The sequence below is a fragment of the Janthinobacterium sp. EB271-G4-3-2 genome (assembly GCF_020858035.1).
In the GTDB taxonomy this organism is placed as follows: Bacteria; Pseudomonadota; Gammaproteobacteria; order Burkholderiales; family Burkholderiaceae_D; genus Janthinobacterium; species Janthinobacterium aestuarii.
Genome location: NZ_JACYMG010000004.1, coordinates 382,198 through 405,297, shown reverse-complemented (window position 1 = coordinate 405,297; position 23,100 = coordinate 382,198). Strand labels below are relative to the sequence as shown.

22 protein-coding genes and 1 riboswitch are annotated in these 23,100 nt (G+C 62.0%); of the genes, 12 read left to right on the top strand and 10 right to left on the bottom strand.

Going from position 1 to position 23,100, the window contains the following annotated elements; translation table 11 throughout:
- Positions 1-73: 73 nt before the first annotated feature.
- Complete coding sequence (hppD, locus tag IGS55_RS12135) at positions 74-1,201, bottom strand: 4-hydroxyphenylpyruvate dioxygenase (RefSeq protein ID WP_128141023.1); 1,128 nt, start codon at positions 1,199-1,201, stop codon at positions 74-76.
- A gap of 125 nt (positions 1,202-1,326) precedes the next feature.
- Between hppD and IGS55_RS12130 the strand changes: the two genes are divergently transcribed.
- On the top strand, positions 1,327-1,851 hold the full coding sequence (locus IGS55_RS12130) for an Lrp/AsnC family transcriptional regulator (protein ID WP_034753092.1): 525 nt from the start codon (positions 1,327-1,329) through the stop codon (positions 1,849-1,851).
- Here IGS55_RS12130 and IGS55_RS12125 read toward each other — a convergent pair.
- Genes IGS55_RS12125 through IGS55_RS12110 form a run of 4 tightly spaced genes read right to left on the bottom strand, consistent with a single transcriptional unit; the run spans position 1,843 to position 6,396 of the window.
- Complete coding sequence (locus IGS55_RS12125; protein ID WP_230518156.1) at positions 1,843-2,556, bottom strand: GNAT family N-acetyltransferase; 714 nt, start codon at positions 2,554-2,556, stop codon at positions 1,843-1,845. The genes IGS55_RS12130 and IGS55_RS12125 overlap by 9 nt on opposite strands.
- On the bottom strand, positions 2,553-3,665 hold the full coding sequence (locus IGS55_RS12120) for a multifunctional CCA tRNA nucleotidyl transferase/2'3'-cyclic phosphodiesterase/2'nucleotidase/phosphatase (protein WP_230518155.1): 1,113 nt from the start codon (positions 3,663-3,665) through the stop codon (positions 2,553-2,555). The genes IGS55_RS12125 and IGS55_RS12120 overlap by 4 nt, the downstream gene beginning before the upstream one ends.
- Positions 3,666-3,677: 12 nt before the next feature.
- Positions 3,678-4,394, bottom strand: coding sequence for a glutathione S-transferase family protein (locus IGS55_RS12115; protein ID WP_230518154.1), 717 nt, complete (start codon positions 4,392-4,394; stop codon positions 3,678-3,680).
- A 22-nt stretch (positions 4,395-4,416) separates the two neighbouring features.
- Positions 4,417-6,396 carry a lytic transglycosylase domain-containing protein gene (locus IGS55_RS12110; RefSeq protein ID WP_230537202.1) on the bottom strand — a complete coding sequence of 660 codons (1,980 nt, stop codon included), beginning with the start codon at positions 6,394-6,396 and terminating at the stop codon, positions 4,417-4,419.
- A 104-nt stretch (positions 6,397-6,500) separates the two neighbouring features.
- On the opposite strand from IGS55_RS12110, the gene IGS55_RS12105 reads away from it, so the two are divergent.
- Positions 6,501-7,028 (top strand): 5-formyltetrahydrofolate cyclo-ligase, encoded by a 528-nt coding sequence (locus IGS55_RS12105; RefSeq protein WP_230518152.1) that lies wholly within the window; start codon positions 6,501-6,503, stop codon positions 7,026-7,028.
- Positions 7,029-7,043: 15 nt separating this feature from the next.
- On the opposite strand, the gene metF is transcribed toward IGS55_RS12105, so the two are convergent.
- The 4 genes from metF to metK all read right to left on the bottom strand — a co-directional run bounded on the left by metF (position 7,044) and on the right by metK (position 11,219).
- Complete coding sequence (gene metF / locus IGS55_RS12100) at positions 7,044-7,874, bottom strand: methylenetetrahydrofolate reductase [NAD(P)H] (protein WP_230518151.1); 831 nt, start codon at positions 7,872-7,874, stop codon at positions 7,044-7,046.
- The gene (locus IGS55_RS12095; RefSeq protein ID WP_034753082.1) at positions 7,861-8,217 is read right to left on the bottom strand and encodes a phage holin family protein; all 357 of its coding nucleotides are present in this window, start codon (positions 8,215-8,217) and stop codon (positions 7,861-7,863) included. Before IGS55_RS12095 ends, metF begins: the two co-directional genes overlap by 14 nt.
- A 195-nt stretch (positions 8,218-8,412) precedes the next feature.
- Positions 8,413-9,837, bottom strand: coding sequence for an adenosylhomocysteinase (ahcY, locus tag IGS55_RS12090; protein ID WP_092713571.1), 1,425 nt, complete (start codon positions 9,835-9,837; stop codon positions 8,413-8,415).
- Between the two features lie 24 nt (positions 9,838-9,861).
- Positions 9,862-9,930: riboswitch (S-adenosyl-L-homocysteine riboswitch) on the bottom strand.
- Between the two features lie 122 nt (positions 9,931-10,052).
- Positions 10,053-11,219 (bottom strand): methionine adenosyltransferase, encoded by a 1,167-nt coding sequence (gene metK, locus IGS55_RS12085; RefSeq protein ID WP_230518150.1) that lies wholly within the window; start codon positions 11,217-11,219, stop codon positions 10,053-10,055.
- Between the two features lie 188 nt (positions 11,220-11,407).
- Between metK and IGS55_RS12080 the strand changes: the two genes are divergently transcribed.
- The 3 genes from IGS55_RS12080 to dapF are packed head-to-tail and all read left to right on the top strand — an operon-like array spanning position 11,408 to position 14,024.
- The gene (locus IGS55_RS12080) at positions 11,408-12,277 is read left to right on the top strand and encodes a lysophospholipid acyltransferase family protein (RefSeq protein WP_070304528.1); all 870 of its coding nucleotides are present in this window, start codon (positions 11,408-11,410) and stop codon (positions 12,275-12,277) included.
- Complete coding sequence (locus IGS55_RS12075) at positions 12,274-13,149, top strand: LpxL/LpxP family acyltransferase (RefSeq protein ID WP_034753075.1); 876 nt, start codon at positions 12,274-12,276, stop codon at positions 13,147-13,149. The genes IGS55_RS12080 and IGS55_RS12075 overlap by 4 nt, the downstream gene beginning before the upstream one ends.
- An 11-nt stretch (positions 13,150-13,160) precedes the next feature.
- Positions 13,161-14,024, top strand: a complete 864-nt coding sequence (dapF, locus tag IGS55_RS12070) for a diaminopimelate epimerase (protein ID WP_230518149.1) — start codon at positions 13,161-13,163, stop codon at positions 14,022-14,024.
- A gap of 11 nt (positions 14,025-14,035) precedes the next feature.
- On the opposite strand, the gene IGS55_RS12065 is transcribed toward dapF, so the two are convergent.
- Entirely contained in the window at positions 14,036-15,538 is a 1,503-nt protein-coding gene (locus IGS55_RS12065) for a tetratricopeptide repeat protein (protein WP_230518148.1), read from the bottom strand.
- Positions 15,539-15,953: 415 nt separating this feature from the next.
- Here IGS55_RS12065 and IGS55_RS12060 point away from each other — a divergent pair, with 415 nt between their 5' ends.
- The 7 genes from IGS55_RS12060 (at position 15,954) to hslU (ending at position 23,093) form a co-directional block, all read left to right on the top strand.
- Positions 15,954-16,973 carry a porin gene (locus IGS55_RS12060; RefSeq protein ID WP_230518147.1) on the top strand — a complete coding sequence of 340 codons (1,020 nt, stop codon included), beginning with the start codon at positions 15,954-15,956 and terminating at the stop codon, positions 16,971-16,973.
- Between the two features lie 178 nt (positions 16,974-17,151).
- Complete coding sequence (locus tag IGS55_RS12055) at positions 17,152-17,829, top strand: DUF484 family protein (protein WP_230518146.1); 678 nt, start codon at positions 17,152-17,154, stop codon at positions 17,827-17,829.
- Positions 17,830-17,836: 7 nt separating this feature from the next.
- Positions 17,837-18,784: a tyrosine recombinase XerC gene (locus IGS55_RS12050; protein WP_230518145.1), complete on the top strand. Its 948-nt coding sequence runs from the start codon at positions 17,837-17,839 to the stop codon at positions 18,782-18,784.
- A 138-nt stretch (positions 18,785-18,922) separates the two neighbouring features.
- Positions 18,923-20,005 carry a CobW family GTP-binding protein gene (locus IGS55_RS12045; RefSeq protein WP_230518144.1) on the top strand — a complete coding sequence of 361 codons (1,083 nt, stop codon included), beginning with the start codon at positions 18,923-18,925 and terminating at the stop codon, positions 20,003-20,005.
- A gap of 481 nt (positions 20,006-20,486) precedes the next feature.
- Positions 20,487-20,939 (top strand): RNA polymerase-binding protein DksA, encoded by a 453-nt coding sequence (gene dksA / locus IGS55_RS12040; RefSeq protein ID WP_034753066.1) that lies wholly within the window; start codon positions 20,487-20,489, stop codon positions 20,937-20,939.
- A 224-nt stretch (positions 20,940-21,163) separates the two neighbouring features.
- The gene (gene hslV / locus IGS55_RS12035; RefSeq protein ID WP_010394217.1) at positions 21,164-21,700 is read left to right on the top strand and encodes an ATP-dependent protease subunit HslV; all 537 of its coding nucleotides are present in this window, start codon (positions 21,164-21,166) and stop codon (positions 21,698-21,700) included.
- A gap of 37 nt (positions 21,701-21,737) precedes the next feature.
- On the top strand, positions 21,738-23,093 hold the full coding sequence (gene hslU / locus IGS55_RS12030; protein ID WP_329958150.1) for an ATP-dependent protease ATPase subunit HslU: 1,356 nt from the start codon (positions 21,738-21,740) through the stop codon (positions 23,091-23,093).
- The last annotated feature ends 7 nt before the right edge of the window (positions 23,094-23,100 follow it).

Below are 23,100 nucleotides of genomic sequence, written 5' to 3'. Positions count from 1 at the left end.
GGACCTACATTACTGGCCCCAGCTGTAGGTCGGATTAGCGCAGCATAATCCGACATCCCGGGCATGAGTCGGCTTACGCCGCGCTCGTATCTTTCAATACGCCGCGCTTGATCTGGTCCAGCTCGATCGATTCGAACAGGGCGCGGAAGTTGCCTTCGCCGAAGCCCTGGTCGCCCTTGCGCTGGATGATCTCGAAGAAGATCGGGCCGATCACCGTCTGCGTGAAGATTTGCAGCAGCAGTTCGCGTTCGTTTTCCGTGCTGTGGCCATCGATCAGGATGCGCAGACGGCGCAGTTCTTCCAGCTGCTCGCCATGGTTCGGCAGGCGGCGGTTGACCAGCTCATAGTAAGTTTCAATCGTGTCCTGGAAATCGATACCCGTATCGCGCATGCCTTGCACGGAAGCGTAGATATTGTCCGTCCCCAGCGCGATGTGCTGGATGCCTTCGCCGTGGTACTGGTCCAGGTATTCGGCGATCTGCGACTTGTCGTCCGACGATTCATTGATCGGGATGCGGATCTTGCCGCACGGCGAAGTCATGGCTTTCGACTTCAGACCAGTATGCTTGCCTTCGATATCGAAGTAGCGCACTTCGCGGAAGTTGAACAGGCTTTCATAGAAATTCGCCCATTCCTTCATGCGGCCACGGTGCACATTGTGCGTCAGGTGGTCGATATAGGTCAGGCCATGGCCGACCGGGTTGGCGACGGCGCCGGGAATGGCGACGAAGTCGACGTCATAGATGCTGATGTCGCCGATGCCGCCCGGAGCGGCCGCGTCCGGCTTGTCGGCGCCCTTGCCGCGCCAGCGGTCGACGAAGTACAGCAGGGAATCGCCCACACCCTTGATGGCGGGGATATTCAGTTCCATCGGACCTGTTTTATTGTCGAAACCCCAGGCGCCCAGTTCCAGCGCGCGGCGGTACACGAAGGCCGCGTCGTCGACGCGGATGGCGATGGCGCACACGGACGGGCCGTGATGGCGGGCAAAACGCTGCGCGAACGAATCTTGTTCGGCATTGATGATGAAATTGATGTCGCCCTGACGGTACAGGGTCACATCCTTGTGGCGGTGGCGCGCGATGGCCGTGAAGCCCATGTTCTCGAACAGCTTGCCCAATGCTTTTGGGTCTGGTGCTGCATACTCGACGAACTCGAAACCATCGGTACCCATCGGGTTATCCCAAGGCTGAAATTGCATGATGTCTCCTCCAAGAAGTAGCGCACAGTATAGGCGCGGTCTGTGGGCATTAAATGCCAAAGATCTCCCGAACATCCATGATTTGCGCAATAATATTGCGTGAAACAAGAACCACCGGAGGAAGCATGAGCAAAATTACGCTGGATAAAACGGACCGCAAGATCCTCGCCGTCCTGCAGGCCGATGGCCGCCTGTCGAATCAGGACGTGGCCGAGCAGGTCAGCCTGTCGCCGTCGCCATGCTTGCGCCGCGTCAAACGGCTGGAAGAAGCAGGCGTGATCCGCCAGTACGTGGCCCTGCTGGACCCGGAAAAGATCGGCCTGGGGCTATTGGCTTATGTCAACGTGCGGCTGGAAAAGCACAGCGACGCCACCGCGCACAGCACGGCAAGAGTGCTGGCGCCGAATCTGGTGACGAACACGTCGCCGCGCGCCGACTTCGCCGTGGCCGTCGCGCAATGGCCGGAAGTGGTGGCCTGCTATGCGATGACGGGCGAAATGGATTACCTGCTGCGCGTGCACGTGGAAGACATGGAGCACTTTTCGCGCTTCATGATGGCGACCCTGCTGCGCCACCCGGCCGTGCTGGACGTGAAGTCGAGCTTTGCCTTGCAGCGCATCAAGGATACGACGGCCCTGCCCTTATTGTGACGGCGGTGACGGCGGCCCGGGCTTCTTCTTGCGCCCTGGCAAGCGGTCCCACAGTTTGAACGCGGCGCGCGCATTGGCCTTGAACGTGTAGTCGAACATGGCGAACTGCTCCTGCACGGCTTCCTGCAGCATGCTGCTCGGATTCGGCGGCAATAGTTTCAGATATGCATCGGCTTCGCCATAGTCGCGCTGGATTTCCATGCCCGCCTTCTTGGCGATATGCATCATCGTCTTGTTTGACGACAAACAATGCATGTACAGGGTATCGACATCGTTGTTGCGGCAGTGGATCGCCGCCCGCTCGAACAGTTTCGATCCCACGCCCATGCCGCGCATGGATTTCGATACGGACACGCCAAACTCGGCCACCTGCTCCTTGTCCGTCACCACGCTTTTCGCCGGCGACGTGTCTTTCGGCGCGAACGCCAGATGCCCCACGCCCACCAGCTTGAACAGGCTGTTGTAGACGCCGTAGACCATGTCGCGCGAGAAATCCATCTTTTGCACGTACTGGGCGACGAGCTCATCGGGCAAGGCGCTGCCGAAGCGCAGCAAGCGGTCGCTTTTCTCCAGATTCAGGAAATGCTTCATCATGCGGCGACGGTCGCGCTCATGCAATTGCTTGACGAGCACGCTCGGACGCCCGCCGCCGCTGCGGCTGAGCCAGCGGCGAAACGGGTTCTGGAACAATTTGGGCAGGGTCATGGCAGCTCCGTGCCGCTGATCGCGTTCGTGACGGCTTCGACCCGCGCCGCATGGATGAGCTCGGGAATGCGCTTCGGTTCGTGTGCGCAAGCTTGTGCCAGCGCGCCCGCATCGACGCCGCGCACGGCCGCCAGCATGGCTTGCAGCCAGGCGGACTGCGGGAACACCGGATTCTGGGCCTGCACGTCGCAGGCGATGGCGTCCAGCATCTGCACGAAGCGCTGCGGCTTGCGCAGTCCGTCGCAGCGTTCGCACAAGCGCACCAGTTCCTCGGCGCTCAAGGCCAGCGCACCGGCGACGGCAGCCTGCTCGCGCGCCGCCATCACGGCCAGCTCGCGGCAATCGTTGGGCACGCGCAGGCGCTCGCTGAGCGCATTGATCTGCTCAAGCGGCACGGCCAGCATCAGCACGGCAAAGCGCACGCACAGTGCGTGGTCCGCGCCCGCCGCCCTGTCGATCACGCGCAGCAAATGGTCGTTGATTGCCAATTCCGGCAGGATGCGCGCCAGGGCGCCGCACTCGTGCAGCACCGTCAGCATGCGCGACGGCCGCGCTTCCATCAATCCTTTCGCCACTTCCTGCCACACGCGCTCGGCCACCAGGGCGTCCACTTCGCCGTCCAGCACCATTTGGCGCATGAGGGCCATGGTGGCCGGCGCCACCGTAAAAGTATCGAAACGGGCGGCAAAGCGGGCCAGGCGCAAAATGCGCACGGGGTCTTCGCCAAACGCGTCGGAGACGTGGCGGAACACTTTGTTTTGAATATCGTCAATGCCGCCGAACGGGTCGGTCAGGCTACCGTCCTCGGCCTGCGCGATGGCGTTGATGGTCAGATCACGGCGCACCAGGTCGTCTTCGAGGGTGACGTCGGGCGCCGTGTGGAAGACAAAGCCCCGGTAGCCGGGGGCAGTCTTGCGCTCCGTGCGGGCCAGCGCGTACTCTTCCTGCGTCTTCGGGTGCAGGAAGACGGGGAAATCCTTGCCCACGGGCCGGAAACCCCGGCGCAGCATATCGTCCGGCGTGGCGCCGACGACGACGTGGTCGTGGTCTTTCACGGGCAAGCCCAGCAGTTGGTCGCGCACCGCGCCACCGACCGTGTATATCTTCATAACACTCTTTTCTTAATCAGGCAGTTCCGCGTCGTGCTTGGGCGCCGTTTCCGTCTCCGCCAGCGCTTCCGCGATCCAGCGGGCCACGGCCGGGTGCGCCTGCACGCGCTCGCAATACGCGTTCAGCGCCGGCGCCAGGCTCACGCCATACGTGCGGAAACGCATGACGACGGGAGCAAAGTACGCATCGGCGATGGAAAAGTCGCCGAACAGGAACTGGTGGTGGCCAAAGCGCGATAAACACTCTTCCCATATTTCGCTGATGCGGCCGATGTCCGCCTGCGCGGCGGCCGTGCGGCCACGTCCCGGCAACTTGGCCTTGATATTCATCGACATGTCCGTGCGCAAGCCCGTGAAACCGGAATGCATTTCCGCGCAAACACAGCGCGCCATGGCGCGCGCGGCCACGTCTTGCGGCCACATATGTTTGTCAGGGAACTGCTCGGCCAGGTATTCGCAGATGGCCAGGCTGTCCCAGATCGTGATCTCGCCCGCCAGCAGCACGGGAACCCGGCCGCAGGCCGAATACTCGGCAATTTTGGTCGCCGTGTCCTGCTGGTCGAGCAGCACGCGCACTTCCTGGAACGGGATGCCGAACGCCGTCATGGCCACCCACGGGCGCATCGACCACGATGAGTAATTCTTGTTGCCGATGATGAGGGTCAGGCCCGGCTCGCGCGCGGCGGCCAGGGTTTGCGTCAGGCTGGGATCAAGGATGGTCGTTTGCATGGTCGGCTATCAAAGGTATGGGTCAAGGCAAATCGGCCGCGATGGCGCTGTTTTTCGGCCCGACGGTACCCAGGCGCGCTTTCAGCGATTGCGGACTCTTCTCGAACAGGGCCGCGTAATACGTGGCGTTGGCCATCACGTTTTTCACGTAGCCGCGCGTTTCCGTGTACGGAATGATCTCGGCAAAGACGGCGCCTTCCAGCGGACGGGTCATGGTGGCGCGCCAGATGCGCAAGCGCCCCGGTCCCGCATTGTAGGCGGCGCTGGCCAGCACTTGCGAACCGTCCAGGCCGCCAAGCACCATGTTCAGGTAATTCGTGCCCAGCAAGACGTTGGTGCGCACATCGCTCAAGGTTTCCGTGACGAAATCGGTGAGGCCGATCTTCTTGGCCACATAACGGGCCGTCGACGGCATCACCTGCATCAGGCCGGACGCGCCCACGTGCGACTGCGCATCCATGATGAAGCGCGATTCCTGGCGGATCAGGCCGTACACCCAGGCTTTGTCGAGGCCCAGGGTTTGCGTGGCCGGGTGCATGACGTCGTCGTGCGGCGTCGGGTAGCGCTGCGTATAGTCCACTTCCAGGCGCGTGCGGTCCGAGGTATTGACCATGCGGTCGAGCACATTGTTCTGGCGCGCAAATTCCGCAGCCGCCAGATGCTGGCGGTCCGTCATCGAACGCAATTCCCAGTTCCACTCGCGCGTGCCTTCGAAGCGCAAGCGCATGTTGAAGAATTTCAAGGCGCGCTGCAAGCCTGGATTGGCGGCCATGGCGGCGATTTCCGCCGGCGTGATGGGCTGGCCCGGCGGCGGCAGCACCAGGTGCTGACCCAGTTCTTCATTGGCCAGCAAGCCGTAGAAATTCGATTGCTCGGCAATCGTGCGGTACAGGGCGTCCGCCTGCGCGTTCGGGCGGCCCGGCGTTTCCGCCTGCTGCGCGCGCGCCAGCCAGTAGACCCAGGTCGGATCGGCGCGCAAGGACGCCGGCATGGCCTGGATGGACGACTTCACCACGGGCCAATTGCCTTCACGCAAGGCGATACGCGCCTTCCACTGCATCTGCTCCTGGGTCAATGGCGCGCCATTGGTTTTTTGCCAATAATCGAACGCTTCCGGCGCCAGCGAATACGACGCTTGCAGGGCCAGACTGGCCCAGCCGATGGCCTGTTCCTGTGGCGTCAGCTGCGCACTGGCTTTTTGCAAGGCCACGACGCCCAGCTTCAAGGTGCTTTTCGCCATGCGGCCGACGGCCACCAGGTACATCTCGTGGTCGGCGCGACTTAGACCCGGTCCCTTGGCCAGCACCAGCGCCGGCAAGTCGATCGCTTGCGCCATCTTCGCGTCGGACGCGCCCAGCAACAGCGCGATGCGGCGCGCCGGGCCCGTGGCGTTGGTTTGGCCCGCCAGGCGGATCTGCGCCCACAGGTCGTTCGTGTCAAACTGGCCATTTTGCGCCAATGCCGCGATCAGGCTGCCGCACGCTTCGCCATAGCCGGGCGGCGAGACGAGCAGGTTGCGCGCCTCGGGCGCCACGTTCTGTCCCTTGGCGGCGCGCGACATCAGCGCGTAGCACTTGAGCTGGGTGTCGTCATCGAGAGCGAATTGCGGGTATTGTTCATCGAACACGACCCAGTCACGCTTGCGGCCCAGTTCCAGCAGCCAGTCGTTGCGGAAACGGTCGGCGATGGCGCTGCCCTTGTAGCGGTTCAGGTAATCGCGAAATTGCGCCTCGCTCAGCAGTTTGATGCGCGGTTTCAGCCGATAATAGTCAACATACGATGGAATCTGGTAATTCGTCAGGCGCCCCGCATAGAAGTCGGCTTTTTCGACGTCATCCTTGCGCGCGGCGTCGCGCAGCAGCAGGAAGGCATCGTCCTCGCTGCGCGTGTCGGGGGCGGCTGGGGATACGGTGGTGGAAACCTGGGCCAGGGCGGCCAGGGGAGACAAGGCCGATGCAACACACAGCATCGTGCCGGCAATCCATTTCAGTGGGGAAATCAATGTACGACTCTCAATCTTAACTTGATGGTGATATGAATAGCGACCCTAGAATAACATGCGATCCGGCTACACGGCCACCCATTGCGCCACAGGAAAAAGCCGGCTTGCGCAAAGCCTTGCTGGCGGCCCGGCGCGCGCTGCCCGACGCCACGCGCGCGGGGTGGGATGCGGCCATCGCGCAACGCCTGCTGGACTGGTGCGCACAGGAAAACGTCAAGGAACTGGGCGTGTACTGGCCCCTGCATGGCGAGCCGGACTTGCACGGCGCGTACGCGCAACTGGCCGCGCGCGGCGTGGCGCTCAGTCTGCCCGTGGTGCTGGAAAAACATGCGCCGCTGGCCTTTTCCGCCTGGACGCCCGGCGAGCCCATGGTCAAGGATGGCATGGGCGTGGCCGTGCCGGCCCGGCTGCGCCTGCGCCCGGCACCCGCCACCCTGCTCGTGCCCTGCCTGGGATTCAATGAGCAACGTTTCCGGCTCGGCTATGGCGGCGGCTATTACGACCGCACGCTGGCGGCCGCGCCGCGTCCACGCACGCTCGGTATCGCCTATGCCTGCCTGGCGGCCAGCTTTCCCAACGGCGAATACGACATCGCCCTCGATCACATCGTGACCGAGGGCGATCTGTACTGACGAATCAGACGGCGATTACTTGACCAGGCGCTGCCACAGTGCGGTCGTGGGCGCCGCCTGGTTCATGCTATAGAAATGCAAGCCTGGCGCGCCGCCTTCCAGCAAACGCTCGCACAAGCCCGTCACCACGTCCAGGCCGAACGCCTTGATGGACGCGCTGTCGTCACCGAAACTGGCCAGTTTCAGACGCACCCAGCGTGGAATTTCCGCGCCGCACATGTCCGAAAAGCGCATCAGCTGCGTGTAGTTCGTGATCGGCATGATGCCGGCCACGATGGGCACGTTGATGCCCATCTTCTGCGTCTGCTCGACAAACTGGAAATACGCGTCGGCATTGTAGAAGTACTGAGTGATGGCCGCATTCGCGCCAGCCTGTACCTTGCGCGCGAATGCGTTCAGGTCGTCCTGCGGCGAACGGGCTTGCGGGTGCATTTCCGGATAGGCGGCCACTTCGATATGGAAATGGTCGCCCGTCTCGGCGCGGATGAATTCCACCAGCTCGTTGGCGTAGCGGAACTCGCCCGAAGCGCCGTAGCCGCTGGGCAAGTCGCCGCGCAAGGCGACGATACGCCTCACGCCGGCCGCCTTGAAGTCGGCCAGCACGGCGCGGATCGATTCGCGCGAGCCACCGACGCACGACAGATGCGGTGCGGCCTGTTCGCCGGCCGCCAGGATCTCGCGCACGGTGTCCAGGGTACCTTGCTGCGTCGTACCGCCGGCGCCAAACGTCACCGAGAAATACTTCGGGTGCAATTCAGACAACTTGACACGCGTGGCGCGCAGCTTTTCCGCCCCTTCCGGGGTTTTCGGCGGGAAAAACTCAATACTGAAATTATGCTTTTCCATCGTCATTACTCAAAAGTAAGGTCGACAGGGCCCAGGAAATGACGCTGTACAGCAATGCACCACCCACGGCCGACCAGAAACTGGCGACATGGAAACCATCGATCACCTGCGCCACCAGCCAGAACATGAAGCCGTTGATGATGAAAATGAACAGGCCCAGCGACAAGAACGTCACGGGCAGGGTCAGCAGGATCAGCAAAGGGCGGATCAGCGCATTGACCAGCCCCAGCACGGCAGCGGCCAGCAGCGCGGTCCAGCCGCTGCTCATCGTCACCGAGTGCATCAAATACGGGACGGCAAACAGGGCTGCCGCATTGATAAACCAAATCAGTAGCAAGCGCATTTCTCTAGCCTGTCAAAAATGATAATAGACCGGCGACGGCCGGACTTTTCAGATTACACAAGTGTGCCTCCTTGCCTCGCGAACCGTAGCGAGCGGATGCGCGGCGTGGCCGAGAAGCGCAGCTGTACCAAGGTACAGCGAGCATCGCCGGCCGCGCCCCGCGCCGCGCAGTAGGTTCCCGAGGCAAGCAACCGATTAATAGCGGTAGTGCTCGGGCTTGTATGGACCTTCCGTGCGCACGCCAATGTAGTCGGCTTGCTCTTGCGTCAGTTCCGTCAGCTGCGCATTCAACTTTTTGAGTTGCAAACGGGCGACTTTTTCGTCCAGGTGTTTCGGCAGGGTGTACACGCCGACCGGGTAGTTGGCCGTGTTTGCGTACAGTTCGATCTGGGCGATCGTCTGGTTGGCGAACGACGAGCTCATCACGTACGACGGGTGGCCCGTGCCGCAACCGAGGTTGACCAGGCGGCCTTCGGCCAGCAGGATGATGCGGCGGCCCGACGGGAAGATGATGTGGTCGACTTGCGGCTTGATGTTTTCCCACTCGTATTGTTTCAACGAAGCGACGTCGATTTCATTGTCGAAGTGACCAATGTTGCAGACGATGGCCTGGTCTTTCATGCGCGTCAGGTGATCGTGCGTGAGGATGTGATAGTTGCCCGTGCAGGTGACAAAGATGTCGCCGTGTTCGCACGCGTAATCCATCGTTACCACGCGGTAGCCTTCCATCGCCGCCTGCAGTGCGCAGATCGGATCGACTTCCGTCACCCATACTTGCGCCGACAGGGCGCGCATGGCTTGGGCCGAACCCTTGCCGACATCACCGTAACCGGCGATGACGGCCACTTTACCGGCGATCATCACGTCGGTGGCGCGCTTGATGCCGTCGACCAGGGACTCGCGGCAGCCATACAGGTTGTCGAATTTCGATTTCGTGACGGAATCGTTCACGTTGATCGCAGGGAAAGCCAGCTTGCCTTCCTTGTGCATCTGATACAGACGGTGCACGCCGGTCGTCGTTTCTTCCGTCACGCCGAGGATTTCAGGCAGACGCTTCGAGTACCAGGTCGGGTCGGCCAGCAAGTGCTTCTTGATCGAGTTGAACAGGCAGATTTCTTCGTCCGAACCGGGATTCGCCAGTACCGACAGGTCGGTTTCCGCGCGCACGCCCAGGTGCAGCAGCAGGGTGGCATCGCCGCCATCGTCGAGGATCATGTTCGAGTAGACAGCCTTGCCGTCCACGTTCGGCCATTCGAAGATGCGGTGCGTGTATTCCCAGTAGTCGTCCAGCGACTCGCCCTTGACGGCGAACACAGGCGTGCCGGCGGCGGCGATGGCGGCGGCGGCGTGGTCTTGTGTCGAGTAAATGTTGCACGATGCCCAACGCACTTGCGCGCCCAGTGCTTCCAGGGTCTGGATCAGCACGGCGGTCTGGATGGTCATGTGGATGGAACCGGTGATGCGCGCGCCTTTCAGAGGCTGCGCTGCCGCGAATTCTTCGCGGATGGCCATCAGGCCAGGCATTTCCGTTTCAGCAATCTTGATTTCTTTGTCGCCCCATGCGGCCAAGGTGATATCGGCGATGGTGTAGTCGTGTTGCGATTTGAGTACGGCGTTCATCACGCCCTCCTTTCAGTTGAAAAAGGTACGTGAGCGCAGTTGCAGGATATTCCGAGCCTGGCGAATTTCTTCGTCGCAACGCTCCTCGGACGGGGAATTTTAACATTGTCAAGGCTGGTGCGCCAGCTTGTTCGCCATACATTGCCATGTAACAACACATAAAAAAGCGCCCGCGGCCAGAAGGCCGGGGCGCTTTTCTTGCAAATCCAACTAGATTACTTCAGGCCGGCGGCGTCGCGCAGCAGGGCGACCTTGTCCGTGCGTTCCCACGTGAATTCCGGCTCTTCGCGGCCGAAATGGCCGTAGGCGGCGCTCTTCTGATAGATCGGGCGCAGCAGGTCGAGCATTTGCACGATGCCTTTTGGACGCAAATCGAAGTGCGCCAGCACCAGCTTGGCGATTTCCGCGTCGGGAATCACGCCCGTGCCTTCCGTGTAGACGGTGATGTTGATCGGCTTGGCCACGCCGATGGCGTAGCTGACCTGCACCTGGCATTGGCGCGCCAGGCCGGCCGCGACGATGTTTTTCGCCACGTAACGGGCCGCGTAGGCTGCCGAACGGTCGACTTTCGATGGGTCCTTGCCCGAGAACGCGCCGCCGCCGTGCGGGGCTGCGCCGCCGTAGGTGTCGACGATGATCTTGCGGCCGGTCAAGCCGCAATCGCCTTGCGGACCGCCGATGACGAAACGGCCCGTCGGGTTGACGAGGAATTTCGTGTCCGTCAGCCATTCGCGCGGCAGGATCGGCTTGATGATCTCTTCGATGACGGCTTCTTCGATCTGCTTGTGCGAGATTTCCGGCGCATGCTGGGTCGACAGCACGACCGTGTGCACGCCGACGGGGCGGCCATCGACGTAGCGCAGGGTCACTTGCGATTTTGCATCCGGACGCAACCATGGCAAGCGGCCATCCTTGCGCAGCTGCGACTGGCGCTCGACCAGGCGGTGTGCGTAGTGAATGGCGGCAGGCATCAGCTCGGCCGTTTCATCACAGGCGTAGCCGAACATCAGGCCCTGATCGCCGGCGCCTTGATCCAAGTCAATACCCGCACCTTCATCGACGCCTTGCGCGATATCGGGCGACTGCTTGTCGTAAGCCACCAGCACGGCGCAACCCTTGTAGTCGATGCCGTATTCCGTATTGTCGTAGCCGATGCGTTTGATGGTTTCGCGCGCAACTTGAATATAATCCACATTGGCGTGAGTGGTAATCTCGCCAGCCAGCACCACCAGGCCCGTGTTGCACAGGGTTTCGGCAGCCACGCGGGCGGTCGGATCCTGGGCCAGGATGGCGTCAAGGATGGCGTCGGAAATTTGATCGGCAACCTTGTCGGGATGGCCTTCCGAGACGGATTCGGAAGTGAAGAGATAGTCGTTTGACATTGCAAGCTCCTGTTTACTATGTGAATGTTCTGTCGCAGTAAAGAGGATTTTGCCTGCGACGCTTTAGCGATATTTATATTCCGCTTCGCAAGTTGTCTATTAACTCAGCGGTTACTGCATACGTGGTATTTTACGCTTCTTAAAAAATTTTGGCACAGCAACACGCCATTCCTGGAAACCGCTTATACATGTTAGTCCCAATTTTTCGCTTCTTGTCCGTCTTTCCCCTGCCCGTCCTGCATGGCCTGGGCGCTGCGCTCGGCTGGGTGATTTACGCCATTTCCCCATCCTACCGCCGCCGCATGCGCGAGAACATGCAAGGTGCGGGGTTTTCGCAACACTTGCACACGGCCGTGGCCGAAGCGGGCAAGAGCGTGCTGGAATTACCGTTCATCTGGTGCGCGCCGGCCGAGCGCGTCGCGCGCCATGCCACGGTGGAAAACTGGGAACTGGTGGAAAAAGCGTTGCAGCATGGCCGCGGCATCGTCTTCCTGACGCCGCATTTGGGCTGCTTTGAAATCGTCGCCCAGCAAATCGCGCTGCGCACGCCGCTCACCGTGATGTACCGCCCGCCCAAGCGCGCCGCCTTGAAACCGCTGATCGAAGGAGCCCGCGCGCGCGAAAACCTCATGCTGGCGCCAGCCAATATGTCGGGCGTGCGCATCTTTGCCAAATGCCTGAAAAAAGGCCAACCGATCGGCCTGCTGCCCGACCAGGTGCCGCAGGAAGGCGAAGGCGTGTGGGCCGACTTCTTCGGCCGTCCCGCCTACACCATGACCCTGCCTGCCAAGCTGGCGCAGATGGGCGGCGCCGAAGTCATCATTACCTACGCGGAACGCCTGCCGGGCGGGCGCGGCTATGTCGTGCATTTCGTGCCGTTCACCGAATCGCTCGACAGCACCTCGGCCGAACAGGCACGCACCATCAATGCGGCCATGGAACAATTGATCGCGCGCAGCCCGGCACAATACCTGTGGAGCTACAACCGCTATAAAGTGCCGCGCGGCGCACCGCCGCCCACGCCCGCCACGTCCGATGCCGCCGGGGAGCAGGCATGAGACTGCTGATCGCCTTCATGTGGCTGCTGCACTGGCTGCCCTTGCCTATCCTCGGCCGCTTCGGCGTGGCCGTCGGCAGCGTGCTGTTCATCGCCATGCCCACGCGGCGCAAGATCGCCCTGACGAATCTGCGCCTGTGCATGCCGGAATTGACGGAACAACAGCGCGTGGCGCTGGCGCGCCAGCATTTCCAGGCCTATTCACGCAGCGTGTGGGAACGCAGCATCCTGTGGTGGTCGTCGGAAGCGCGCCTGAACCGCCTGATCAAAAAGGTGCCCGCCTTCCCGGGCCAGCAGATCGCGGCCAAGCCCACCATCCTGCTGTGTCCGCATTTCGTCTGCCTCGACGTGGCCGGCGCCGCCACAGCCATGGAAATTTCCGCTTCATCGATGTACGTGCAGCAAAAGAACGCCGCCTTCGACCAGGCTTTGCGCAACGGCCGTTCGCGCTTCAAGCCGCCCAAGCTGTTTACGCGCCAGGACGGCATCAAGACGATTTTGCGCGCGCTGCGCGACGGCTTGCCGTATTTCATGCTGCCGGATATGGATTTTGGCGAAAAGGATGCGGAATTCGTACCCTTCTTCGGCGTCCCCGCCGCCACCCTGACGGCCACGGCGCGCCTGGCGCTGGCCGCCAAGGCACAGGTGATTCCCGTCATCGCCACCTTCCTGCCCAACTACCAGGGCTGGCAAGTGACCTACTATCCGGCGTGGGACGATTATCCGGGCGACGATATCACGGCCGCCACGCGCCGCATGAACGAGTTCATCGAGGAGCGCGTGCGCGAAGCGCCGGCCGAGTATTTCTGGACCCATAAACGCTTCAAGACACGTCCGGAAGGCGAAGCGTCGTTCTATAACCAGCACAAGTGATACGGCAGACCATGAAACTCCACTTTACGAAAATGCATGGCGCCGGCAATGACTTCATCGTCGTCGACGCCATCAACCAGGATATCAACTTCACGCCGGCCCAGTGGCAACGCCTGGCCGACCGCCGTTTCGGCATCGGCGCCGACCAGATCCTCGTGGTGGAAAAGCCGCGCCTGCCCGGCTGCGACTTCCGCTACCGCATCTACAACAACGATGGCGGCGAAGTCGAGCAATGCGGCAATGGCGCGCGCGCCTTCGTCAAGTTCGTCAGCGAAAAAGGGTTATCCAACAAGGCCAGCATCCGCGTGGAAACCATGGCCGGCGTCATCGCGCCGCGCCTGGAACTCGACGGCAGCATCACGGTCGACATGGGCGCGCCCGTGCTTGAACCCGCGCTGGTGCCGTTCGATGCAGCCGGCCTCGATGGTGTGGCGCAAGGCAGCGACACCTTGTGGCCGCTGGACCTGGCGCTGCCGGGCCAAACGGCGCCCGTGCTGGTATCCGTCGTCTCGATGGGCAACCCGCATGCCGTGCAAGTGGTCGGCGATGTCGACGCACAAGACCTGGAACAATCGGGCCCGCTGATCGAGCACCATCCGCGCTTTCCCCGCAGAGTCAACGCCGGCTACATGCAGATCGTCGACCGCCAGCACGTGAAATTGCGCGTGTTTGAGCGGGGCGCCGGTGAAACACTGGCGTGCGGCACGGGCGCCTGCGCCGCCGCCGTGGCCGGCATCCGTCGCGGCTTGCTCGATTCCCCCGTGCGCATCAGTGCGCGCGGCGGCGAACTGTCGATCGCCTGGCAAGGCCCCGGCCATCCCGTCCTGATGACGGGCCCGGCCGTGACCGTGTTCGAAGGCACGATCGAGCTGTAAGCGCCTAAAAGTCAGGCCGCCAGGAACTGCTGTTCCTGCGCGACATCAAATTCGGCCAGGTAACATTTCAGGCGGTACAGGCGCTGCCGGTAATTGCCTTCCGGTCCCGCCACGCCGCAATCGACGCGCTCAAACAGGCGCACCACCTGATCGAGCAACTGGCGCTCCTGCGCCGTGCGGATCAGCACGAGGCGCCGCTTGCCGCGCCCATGCGCGGCGCTGATATCGATCAACAGACAATGCCCCTGGTCGGCCGCATGGATATCGAGCAGCAGCGCCTCGGCACGCGACAGATGAAAGCAGCGCGCCAGTTCCAGGCGCGCCGCCAGCAAGGGGTGGCTCTGGCCCAACTGGCGCAGTTGTCCATGCGCATGCATGGCGGTGCACTGGCCCCAGTCGCCGGGTTCGCCTTGCGGCGCGATTTTCGCCAGCGCCGCTTCCGCTTCACTGCTGCCTTGCGCCTGCGCCTGCAGCAGCCAGTACGCGGCACGCACATCGTTGTTGACGCCGTCGCGGCGATTGCGCCACGCATGCATGCCGCACTCGAGCTGGGCCGGGCCATGCCCCAGGTCGGCGGCCCGCTCCAGGCAGAAATGGGCTTCGACCACATTGCGCTGGGAAAATTCCGGTTTCGTGTAGATACGCGACAGCACGAACCAGGCTTCGGCCAGTCCCTGCTCGCCCGCCTGCGTCAGCCAGCGCACGGCACGCTTGAAATTGGCCGCGCCATTGCGCGTGGCCAGGCGCTGGCCATGCGCATCCATGCGCGCATAGCCGAGCCCCAGCTCCAGCTGCGCCGTGCGGTCGCCGCCATGCGCGGCCAGCTCGCAGCACTGCCACCCTTCGGCATCGCCGCCGGGCGCCAATGCCTGGGCGCAGCGCGACAGCAACAGCACCTGTTGCGCATCGAGGGCGATCGTGCGCGTACCGGCCGCCGCCTGGCGCTGCAGCAACTCGCGCGCCAGCGGCAAGCCTTGCGACAGGAAACCCGCATGGTTGCCCTGGCTCCACGCCTGCTCCAGCCAGACGTACAGCGGCGCGTCGCCATCGAACGCTTGTTCGCCAGCCACGCTGCTGTCCTGCCCGGGTGTTGCCGATGACCTTTCTTGCAGGGATAGCAACCATTGCGCATCGGGCAAGCCGGCGCGAACGGCGGCGTCCAGCGCCACGCGCGCCTTGGCGCGCAAGGCTTCACTACTGCTGGCGGCATTGCCCAGCACCAGTTGCGCCAGCACCAGGCCCGCCTGCACCAGACCCGCATCGAACGCATGCGCGTAATACGGGATCAGCGCCTTGGCTGCCGGTTGCGCCACTTCGAACGGCACGTGCGTGCCAATCAGCAAGCACGCCTCCTGGCTATCCTCCTGGGCCGCCCGCGCCAGCCAGTGCAAGGCCGTCGGCAGGCTTTGCGGCACACCTTGTCCAAACAGATACAAGCGCCCCAACGCCAGCTGGCAAGCCACATCGCCCGCACGCGCCCCCTTGATCAATCCTAATGTTTCGCGATTTGCCATCGATTCTCGATATTGAGTCAATGATTCTAATAATAGTGAGTCGTCTCCAGGCCCATCAGTGCAGGCCGTCCCTTAGTGTAACGTCCTTGTGTCATAAATCCGCCAAAGCGGCCGCAAGAACTTGATTCAACGCAACAATCTCGCGGCCAGGACATGCCAATATCACAAGGCGCCGATACCGTGGCGATGGGAGAACGCGTGCCATCGGTGCAGGATCGGCAGAAACCGCGCGTTACAAAAATACAACAGGGGCATGCAGTTATGCCGCTTTTCACCAATCTTTTCACGCATATTTGACCAATCCCGCACGTCTAGCGCGCCGACGAATTAAGGTTCATTCATCGAAACGCGGCAGTTGGCGTGTTTCAATCTGCTCGGATCTCGGACGGAACTCACTTTTAATAGGGAATAAGACATGAAAAAATCACTCGTTGCCCTCGCACTCTTCGGCGCCTTTGCCGCAACCGCACAAGCGCAGTCGTCCGTCCAAATCTACGGCACGATCGATGCTGGCCTGGGCAAGTCGACCGGTGATACCACCAAGGTCACCAAGCGCGACAACAACAAGCTGGGCTTCAAGGGCACGGAAGATCTGGGCAATGGCTTGAAAGCTATTTTCCAACTGGAAATTCGCTATGAATCCGACACAGGTACGCTGGAAAGCAACGCCCGTCCGCTGTTCCAGGGTCAAAGCCGCGTCGGCCTGCAAGGCAACTTCGGTACCGTGCGCCTGGGCCGTGGCCTGACCGCCTTCCAGGAATCGAGCACCGCGTTCGAACCATGGTCGGGCATGCCTACGCCAGCCGGTTTCCAGACCGACCTCACCGTAGCCGCCTACACCAGCGATCCGCTGAGCCCGGCCGGCAACTCGCGTAACCGCTTCTCGAACGCCGTGTTCTACAACTCGCCAGTGTTCAGCGGCTTCCAGATCAACGCCACCGTCGCCGCCAAGGAAGCCAATGGCAACGCTGCCGTCGCTGCCACGGCTGCCAACCGCGCCGTGCCGGCCAATGCCACGCCCGATTCGAATCCATATTCGGTCTCGGCCACGTACACGAACGCGCAATTCGCCGCCATGGCCGCTTACGAGCGCAATGCGCTGGAAGCGAAGCTGTGGTCGGTTGCCGCATCGTTCAATCCGATCACGGAATTGAAACTGATGGCGTCGTACCAGCATCAGGATGACAGCAACTTCAAGCTCGTCAACACGGACACCAAAGCATGGCTGCTCGGCGCCAACTACGACGTCGGCCCAGGCAAGGTTCGCGCTGGCTACGGTCAAAAAACACCAGACGGCGTGACCAAAACCAAGCAGGCATCGCTGGGCTACGACTACAACCTGTCGAAGCGCACCTACCTGTACGCGGACATCTCGAACCGCAAGGCAGCAACGTCGGTCACCTACATCGGTCTGGGCGTACACCACAACTTCTAATGGCCCGCCTGTCACCCTCCGCGGGTGACAGCTGACCAGGAAGACAAAGCGGCATGGGCAACCATGCCGCTTTTTTCATGGGCGTGCGGAAAATGCATCGGCGCCACGCCCTTTGCGCCTATGCCGCCGCACTCTCGGTTAGAATGAAGCGTTCAACTTTCACTGACAGATATTCTCAATGACCGCCACACTCGATTCCAGCACCGTCGCCCAGTACCTGAGCGAGCACCCGAATTTCTTCGAAGAGCATACCGCGCTGCTCGGTGAGGTCAAGCTGAGCAGCCCGCTGACGGGACGCACCATCTCGCTGCAGGAGCGGCAGATGGAAGTGATGCGCGACAAGTACAAGGCGCTCGAGCTGCGCATGTCCAAGCTGAGCCGTATAGCCGAGGAAAATGGCGACATCGCCAGCAAGTTCCACGGCTGGAACCAGGCCATGCTGCAAGTTCGCAACGATGCCGACATGCCGCGCGTGCTGGTCGATGCCCTGCAAAGCAATTTCGACGTGCCTTGCGTCAGCCTGCGCCTGTGGCAAGTGCTGCCGGAACACGCCGACGCCTGGTTCACGGAAGACGTGACGGCCGACGTGCGCATGTTCGCCAACAGCCTGCAAACACCGTACTGCGGCAGCAACCGCGATTTCGAAGCCGTGCACTGGTTACAGGCAGATAAAATCGAATCGACCGTCATGATCGCCCTGCGCGCCCCGAACACCACGGGCACCTTCGGCTTGCTCGTGCTCGGTTCGCCCGACAGCGAACGCTTTACGTCGAGCATGGGCACGGATTTCCTCGTGCATATCGGCGCCACGGCCAGCGCCGCCCTGGCCGCGCTGCGCGCCGGCTCGCCTGCCTGAGCACGCCATGAATGCGGCGCGCGGCAAGGCCGAGTGGCTCGACGCCTACCTGGCGCAGCTGGCCACGCAGCGCAAGCTGTCGCCGCATACCCTGGACGCCTACGGGCGCGACTTGCGCGCCTTGCTGGAACTGAGCGGCGATACGCCGTGGACGGCGCTGGCGCACAACGAAGTGCGCCGCTACACGGCCAGGCTGCACGCCGGCGGCCTCGACCCGCGCTCGATCGCCCGCAAGCTGTCATCGTGGCGGGGCTTTTTCAACTGGCTCAGCGGCGAGACCACCCTCGACGCCAATCCCGTCGACGGCATCCGCGCCCCCAAGCGGGCCAAAACCTTACCGAAAGCCCTGTCGGTGGACGACGCCGTGCGCCTCGTGGCGCCCGCGCAACATCAGCAAGGCGGGGCCGAGCCGGAGCAGCTGTGCAACCGTGCCATGTTCGAACTGCTGTATTCGAGCGGCTTGCGCGTGTCCGAATTGACCAGCCTGGACACCCATTACTGCAAGGCCGAGAACGGCCAACCCACCTCGCTGGGCTGGCTCGACATGGCCAGCTTCGAAGTCATCGTCACGGGCAAGGGCAACAAGATGCGCAAGGTGCCCGTCGGCAAGGCAGCGCTCGTGGCCCTGACTGCCTGGCTGGCCGTGCGTCCGCCGGCGGCCGATGGCAGCGCTGCCCTGTTTTTAAGCACGCGCGGCACGCGCATCTCGCCGCGCGTGCTGCAGCTGCGCCTGAAGGCGCACGCGCTGGCCACGGAAATTCCCGCGAACGTGCACCCGCACGTGCTGCGCCACTCGTTTGCTTCGCACGTGCTGCAATCGTCGGGCGACTTGCGCGCCGTGCAGGAGATGCTGGGCCATTCCAGCATCACCTCGACCCAGGTCTACACGGCCCTCGATTTCCAGCACCTGGCGCACGTGTACGACCAGGCGCACCCGCGCGCCAAGGTCAAGTAGGCAACCGCGCCCGTTGGCCAGCCTGATCCATATCAAGCGGATCGGCGCGCATTTGCAAGCTTTTGCAAAATTCCGGCATAATCGTCCGCATTCTTCCGCTTGCGCGGCGGCACCACCGATTACAGCATAGGCATCTTCATGGCACTGATTCCAACCACCATCCTCACCGGCTTCCTGGGCGCAGGCAAAACCACCTTGCTCAACCGCATACTGCAGGAAGACCATGGCATGCGCATCGCCGTGATCGAAAACGAGTTTGGCCAGGAAAACATCGACAATGAAATCCTGGTGCAGGATAGCAACGAACACATCATCGAGATGAACAACGGCTGCATCTGCTGCACCGTGCGCGGCGACCTGATCGTTGGCCTCACGGAACTGGCGCGCAAGCGCGACGCCGGCCTGCTGGCATTCGACCGCGTCGTCATCGAAACGACGGGCCTGGCCAATCCCGGCCCCGTGGCGCAAACCTTCTTTGTCGATGAGGAAGTGGGCAGCCACTACATGCTCGATGCCATCATCACGGTGGTCGATGCCCGCCATGCGATGAAGCAACTCGATGAATACGAGGAAGCCCAGCGGCAAGTAGGCTTTGCCGACAAGCTGCTGCTGTCGAAAACCGACCTCGTCAGTGAAGACGACGTGGCCGCCCTGACGCGCCGCCTGAAGCGCATCAATCCCCGCGCACCGATCGCCAAGGTCGATTTCGGCCGTGCGCCGCTGGCCGAAGTGCTCGACATCCGCGGTTTCAACCTGAATGAAAAGCTGGAACTGGACCCGGATTTCCTCGCCACGGAAACGGCGCACGTGCACGATCATGACCATGCGCACGACCACGATCACGGCCATGAGCACAAACATGAACATACCGAAGCCTGCGCCACCGATTGCGGCCATGCCGACCACCACCATGCGCAGCACAGCGACGATATCGCCGCCTTTGTTTTCAAGAGCACGCAACCGTTCGACAGCGCCAAGCTCGACGAGTTCCTCGGCGGTCTGGTACAAGTGTATGGCCCGCGCATGCTGCGCTACAAGGGTGTGCTGCTGATGCAGGGCGCCGAGCGCAAGGTGGTCTTCCAGGGCGTGCACCAGCTGATGGGCAGCGACCTGGGCGCCAAATGGGGCGAAAACGAAGTGCGTGGCAGCAAAATGGTGTTTATTGGCAAAAATCTACCAAAAGACATTTTTATTCGCGGACTCGAACAATGTTTGGTATAAACTAGCCGGGTTTTGCAAAGTACCCGTTGCAAAGCAGAAACAAAAGGGAAAGTTAAGCACGCTTTCCCGCTGTCCGACACCCATCTTGCTGGAATAAACCAACAAGTAGCCGTCTCTGATCGGCTAGTCAACAAATCGGGATGGCAATATAAAGCAAAGCGTGCCAAAATCAGCGACGAAAACGGCCCATGTCGTTAGCCTGTCATGAAATGCTGGCAAACTGCCGCTGGCCGCATGCCAGGCATGCAACCGATCCACCCAACACGCCTGTTGACGCGCGCATAGCGCGACTGGCATAGAGCGGTAAAAAGTTATCAACATGGCACCTTAGCCGGCCGGTAATCCTGGCTTACGCCGGCAAGCCAAGGTCGCACGCAGTACAGCGGGACAGCAATGCCAAGCGGAACCTGTACAGTTGCTCGGTATCGCCGCATCAACTGATCAATTTGAAAACTCTGTCGTATCGAAGGTAAGCGAAGTTATGACCAAAACTAATAAATCGACCCCGGCCGCCAACCAAGACATCCCTCTCATCAGCGAAGATCAAATTCGCGCCATGAGCGAAGATGACTACATGAATCCGGCACAACTGGCATTCTTCAAGGCGCGTCTGCAGCAGCTCGAAAAAGACCTGCTGAAAAACGCCGGCGAAACCACGGAACATTTGCGTGAAACCGTGCTCGTACCGGACCCTGCCGACCGCGCCACCATCGAGGAAGAGCATGCGCTGGAACTGCGCACGCGCGACCGCGAGCGCAAATTGCTGAAGAAAGTACAGCAATCGATCGCCAGCATCGACGCCGGCGACTATGGCTGGTGCGAAGAAACGGGCGAGCCTATCGGCATCCCGCGCCTGATCGCCCGTCCGACCGCCACCCTGTCGCTGGAAGCCCAGCAACGGCGCGAACTGAAGCAAAAACTCTACGGCGACTGATCGCCCCTCCCCTTGCACGGCCGCCCCGGCGGCCCCGCGATGGCGATAAAAAAAGCACACAACCCCGGTTGCGTGCTTTTTTTTCGTCCCGCGCCGGCCTACACTGAAGCAGGCACGGCAGCGGCAAGTGCCGCTTGCAATTGCCTTTTCCATCCCCACTTTTGAAGCATGGGCGCGCAATCGCATGGCCTTGCACGCATCGGCACGAATCTTTTGAGGTCACTATGGAACAATTTCACGGCACCACCATCCTCTGCGTCCGGCGCGGCAAGCAAGTCGCCCTGGGTGGCGACGGCCAGGTAACGCTCGGCAATATCGTCATGAAGGGCACGGCCCGCAAAGTGCGTAAGCTGTATCAGGGCAAAGTCCTGGTCGGCTTTGCCGGCGGCACCGCCGACGCCTTTACCCTGCTCGACCGCTTTGAAGGCAAGCTGGAAAAACACCAGGGCAATCTGCTGCGCGCCTCCGTCGAACTGGCCAAGGACTGGCGCACCGACCGCGTGCTGCGCCGCCTGGAAGCGATGCTGCTGGTGGCCGACAGCGAATCGACCCTCGTCATCACGGGCAATGGCGACGTGCTGGAACCGGAAGACGGCATCGGCGCCATCGGCTCGGGCGGCACCTACGCCCAGTCCGCCGCCAAGGCGCTGCAGGAAAACACGGACTTGTCGCCGGCCGAGGTGGTCAAGAAGTCGCTGACCATCGCCGCCGAGCTGTGCATCTACACGAACATGTCCCACATCATCGAGACGCTCGACTAAGCGTCCGCGAGCAAAGAATAGAAAGCCAACTATGATCATGAACATGACCCCGTCGGAAATCGTTACCGAACTCGACAAGCACGTGGTGGGCCAGGCCAAGGCCAAGCGCGCCGTCGCCATCGCCTTGCGCAACCGCTGGCGCCGCCAGCAGGTGGCCGAGCCCCTGCGCCATGAAATCACGCCCAAAAACATCCTCATGATCGGCCCCACGGGCGTCGGCAAGACGGAAATCGCGCGCCGCCTGGCCAAGCTGGCCGAAGCGCCCTTCATCAAGATCGAAGCGACCAAATTCACGGAAGTCGGTTATGTGGGGCGCGACGTCGACACCATCATCCGCGACCTGATCGACATCGGCATCAAACAGACGCGCGCGCTGGAAATGAAGAAAGTGCGCGCACGCGCAGAAGATGCGGCCGAAGACCGCGTGATCGACATCCTCGTGCCGCCGGCGCGCGACTTCGGCTTCACGCCGAATACGGCCGCGGCCGTGGATGCGGGCGGCAGCGGCGACAGCACGCGCCAGACCTTCCGCAAGCGCTTGCGCCAGGGCGAGCTCGATGACAAGGAAATCGAGATCGAGCTGGCCGAGGCGGGCCCGCAGATGGAAATCATGGCGCCGCCCGGCATGGAGGAAATGACGGAGCAGATCAAGTCCATGTTCTCGGGCGTGGGCGCGCAGCGCAAGAAGGCGCGCAAGGTCAAGATCAAGGAAGCCTTGAAACTGCTGGTCGAGGAAGAAGCGGGCAAGCTGCTCAACGAAGATGAGCTGAAACAGAAGGCCATCCAGAACGTCGAGCAGAACGGCATCGTCTTCCTGGACGAAATCGACAAGATCGCCTCGCGTTCGGAATCGGGCGGCGCCGACGTTTCACGTGCGGGCGTGCAGCGCGACCTGCTGCCGCTGGTCGAAGGCACGACCGTCAACACCAAGTACGGCATGATACGCACGGACCACATCCTGTTCATCGCCTCGGGCGCATTCCACCTGTCGAAGCCGTCGGACCTGATCCCGGAACTGCAGGGCCGCTTCCCCATCCGCGTGGAACTGGAATCGCTGTCGATTGCGGACTTCGAGCGCATCTTGACGAGCACCGACGCCTGCCTGACGATGCAGTACGAAGCCTTGCTGGCGACGGAAAACCTGAAACTGCAGTTCGCGCCGGAAGGCATCACGCGCCTGGCGGAAATCGCCTATTCGGTCAACGAGCGCACGGAAAACATCGGCGCGCGCCGCCTGCACACGGTGATGGAAAAACTGCTGGAAGAAGTGTCGTTTACGGCCAGCGAAGGCAGCAGCAGCTCGGAAAACCTGCTGGTGATCGATGCCGCCTACGTCAACGAACGCCTGGAAGCGCTGTCGGTCAACGAGGACCTGTCGCGCTACGTGCTGTAAGAAGGAA

Coding starts and splice junctions, on each gene's coding strand:
- IGS55_RS12115 (WP_230518154.1), bottom strand. CDS start 4,394: ATGCAAACGACCATCCTTGATCCCAGCCTGACGCAAACCCTGGCCGCC.
- IGS55_RS12095 (WP_034753082.1), bottom strand. CDS start 8,217: ATGCGCTTGCTACTGATTTGGTTTATCAATGCGGCAGCCCTGTTTGCC.
- hppD (WP_128141023.1), bottom strand. CDS start 1,201: ATGCAATTTCAGCCTTGGGATAACCCGATGGGTACCGATGGTTTCGAG.
- IGS55_RS12080 (WP_070304528.1), top strand. CDS start 11,408: ATGTTAGTCCCAATTTTTCGCTTCTTGTCCGTCTTTCCCCTGCCCGTC.
- metF (WP_230518151.1), bottom strand. CDS start 7,874: ATGGAAAAGCATAATTTCAGTATTGAGTTTTTCCCGCCGAAAACCCCG.
- ahcY (WP_092713571.1), bottom strand. CDS start 9,837: ATGAACGCCGTACTCAAATCGCAACACGACTACACCATCGCCGATATC.
- IGS55_RS12065 (WP_230518148.1), bottom strand. CDS start 15,538: ATGGCAAATCGCGAAACATTAGGATTGATCAAGGGGGCGCGTGCGGGC.
- IGS55_RS12125 (WP_230518156.1), bottom strand. CDS start 2,556: ATGACCCTGCCCAAATTGTTCCAGAACCCGTTTCGCCGCTGGCTCAGC.
- IGS55_RS12045 (WP_230518144.1), top strand. CDS start 18,923: ATGGCACTGATTCCAACCACCATCCTCACCGGCTTCCTGGGCGCAGGC.
- IGS55_RS12060 (WP_230518147.1), top strand. CDS start 15,954: ATGAAAAAATCACTCGTTGCCCTCGCACTCTTCGGCGCCTTTGCCGCA.
- hslU (WP_329958150.1), top strand. CDS start 21,738: ATGAACATGACCCCGTCGGAAATCGTTACCGAACTCGACAAGCACGTG.
- metK (WP_230518150.1), bottom strand. CDS start 11,219: ATGTCAAACGACTATCTCTTCACTTCCGAATCCGTCTCGGAAGGCCAT.
- dksA (WP_034753066.1), top strand. CDS start 20,487: ATGACCAAAACTAATAAATCGACCCCGGCCGCCAACCAAGACATCCCT.
- IGS55_RS12075 (WP_034753075.1), top strand. CDS start 12,274: ATGAGACTGCTGATCGCCTTCATGTGGCTGCTGCACTGGCTGCCCTTG.
- IGS55_RS12050 (WP_230518145.1), top strand. CDS start 17,837: ATGAATGCGGCGCGCGGCAAGGCCGAGTGGCTCGACGCCTACCTGGCG.
- IGS55_RS12055 (WP_230518146.1), top strand. CDS start 17,152: ATGACCGCCACACTCGATTCCAGCACCGTCGCCCAGTACCTGAGCGAG.
- dapF (WP_230518149.1), top strand. CDS start 13,161: ATGAAACTCCACTTTACGAAAATGCATGGCGCCGGCAATGACTTCATC.
- IGS55_RS12130 (WP_034753092.1), top strand. CDS start 1,327: ATGAGCAAAATTACGCTGGATAAAACGGACCGCAAGATCCTCGCCGTC.
- hslV (WP_010394217.1), top strand. CDS start 21,164: ATGGAACAATTTCACGGCACCACCATCCTCTGCGTCCGGCGCGGCAAG.
- IGS55_RS12120 (WP_230518155.1), bottom strand. CDS start 3,665: ATGAAGATATACACGGTCGGTGGCGCGGTGCGCGACCAACTGCTGGGC.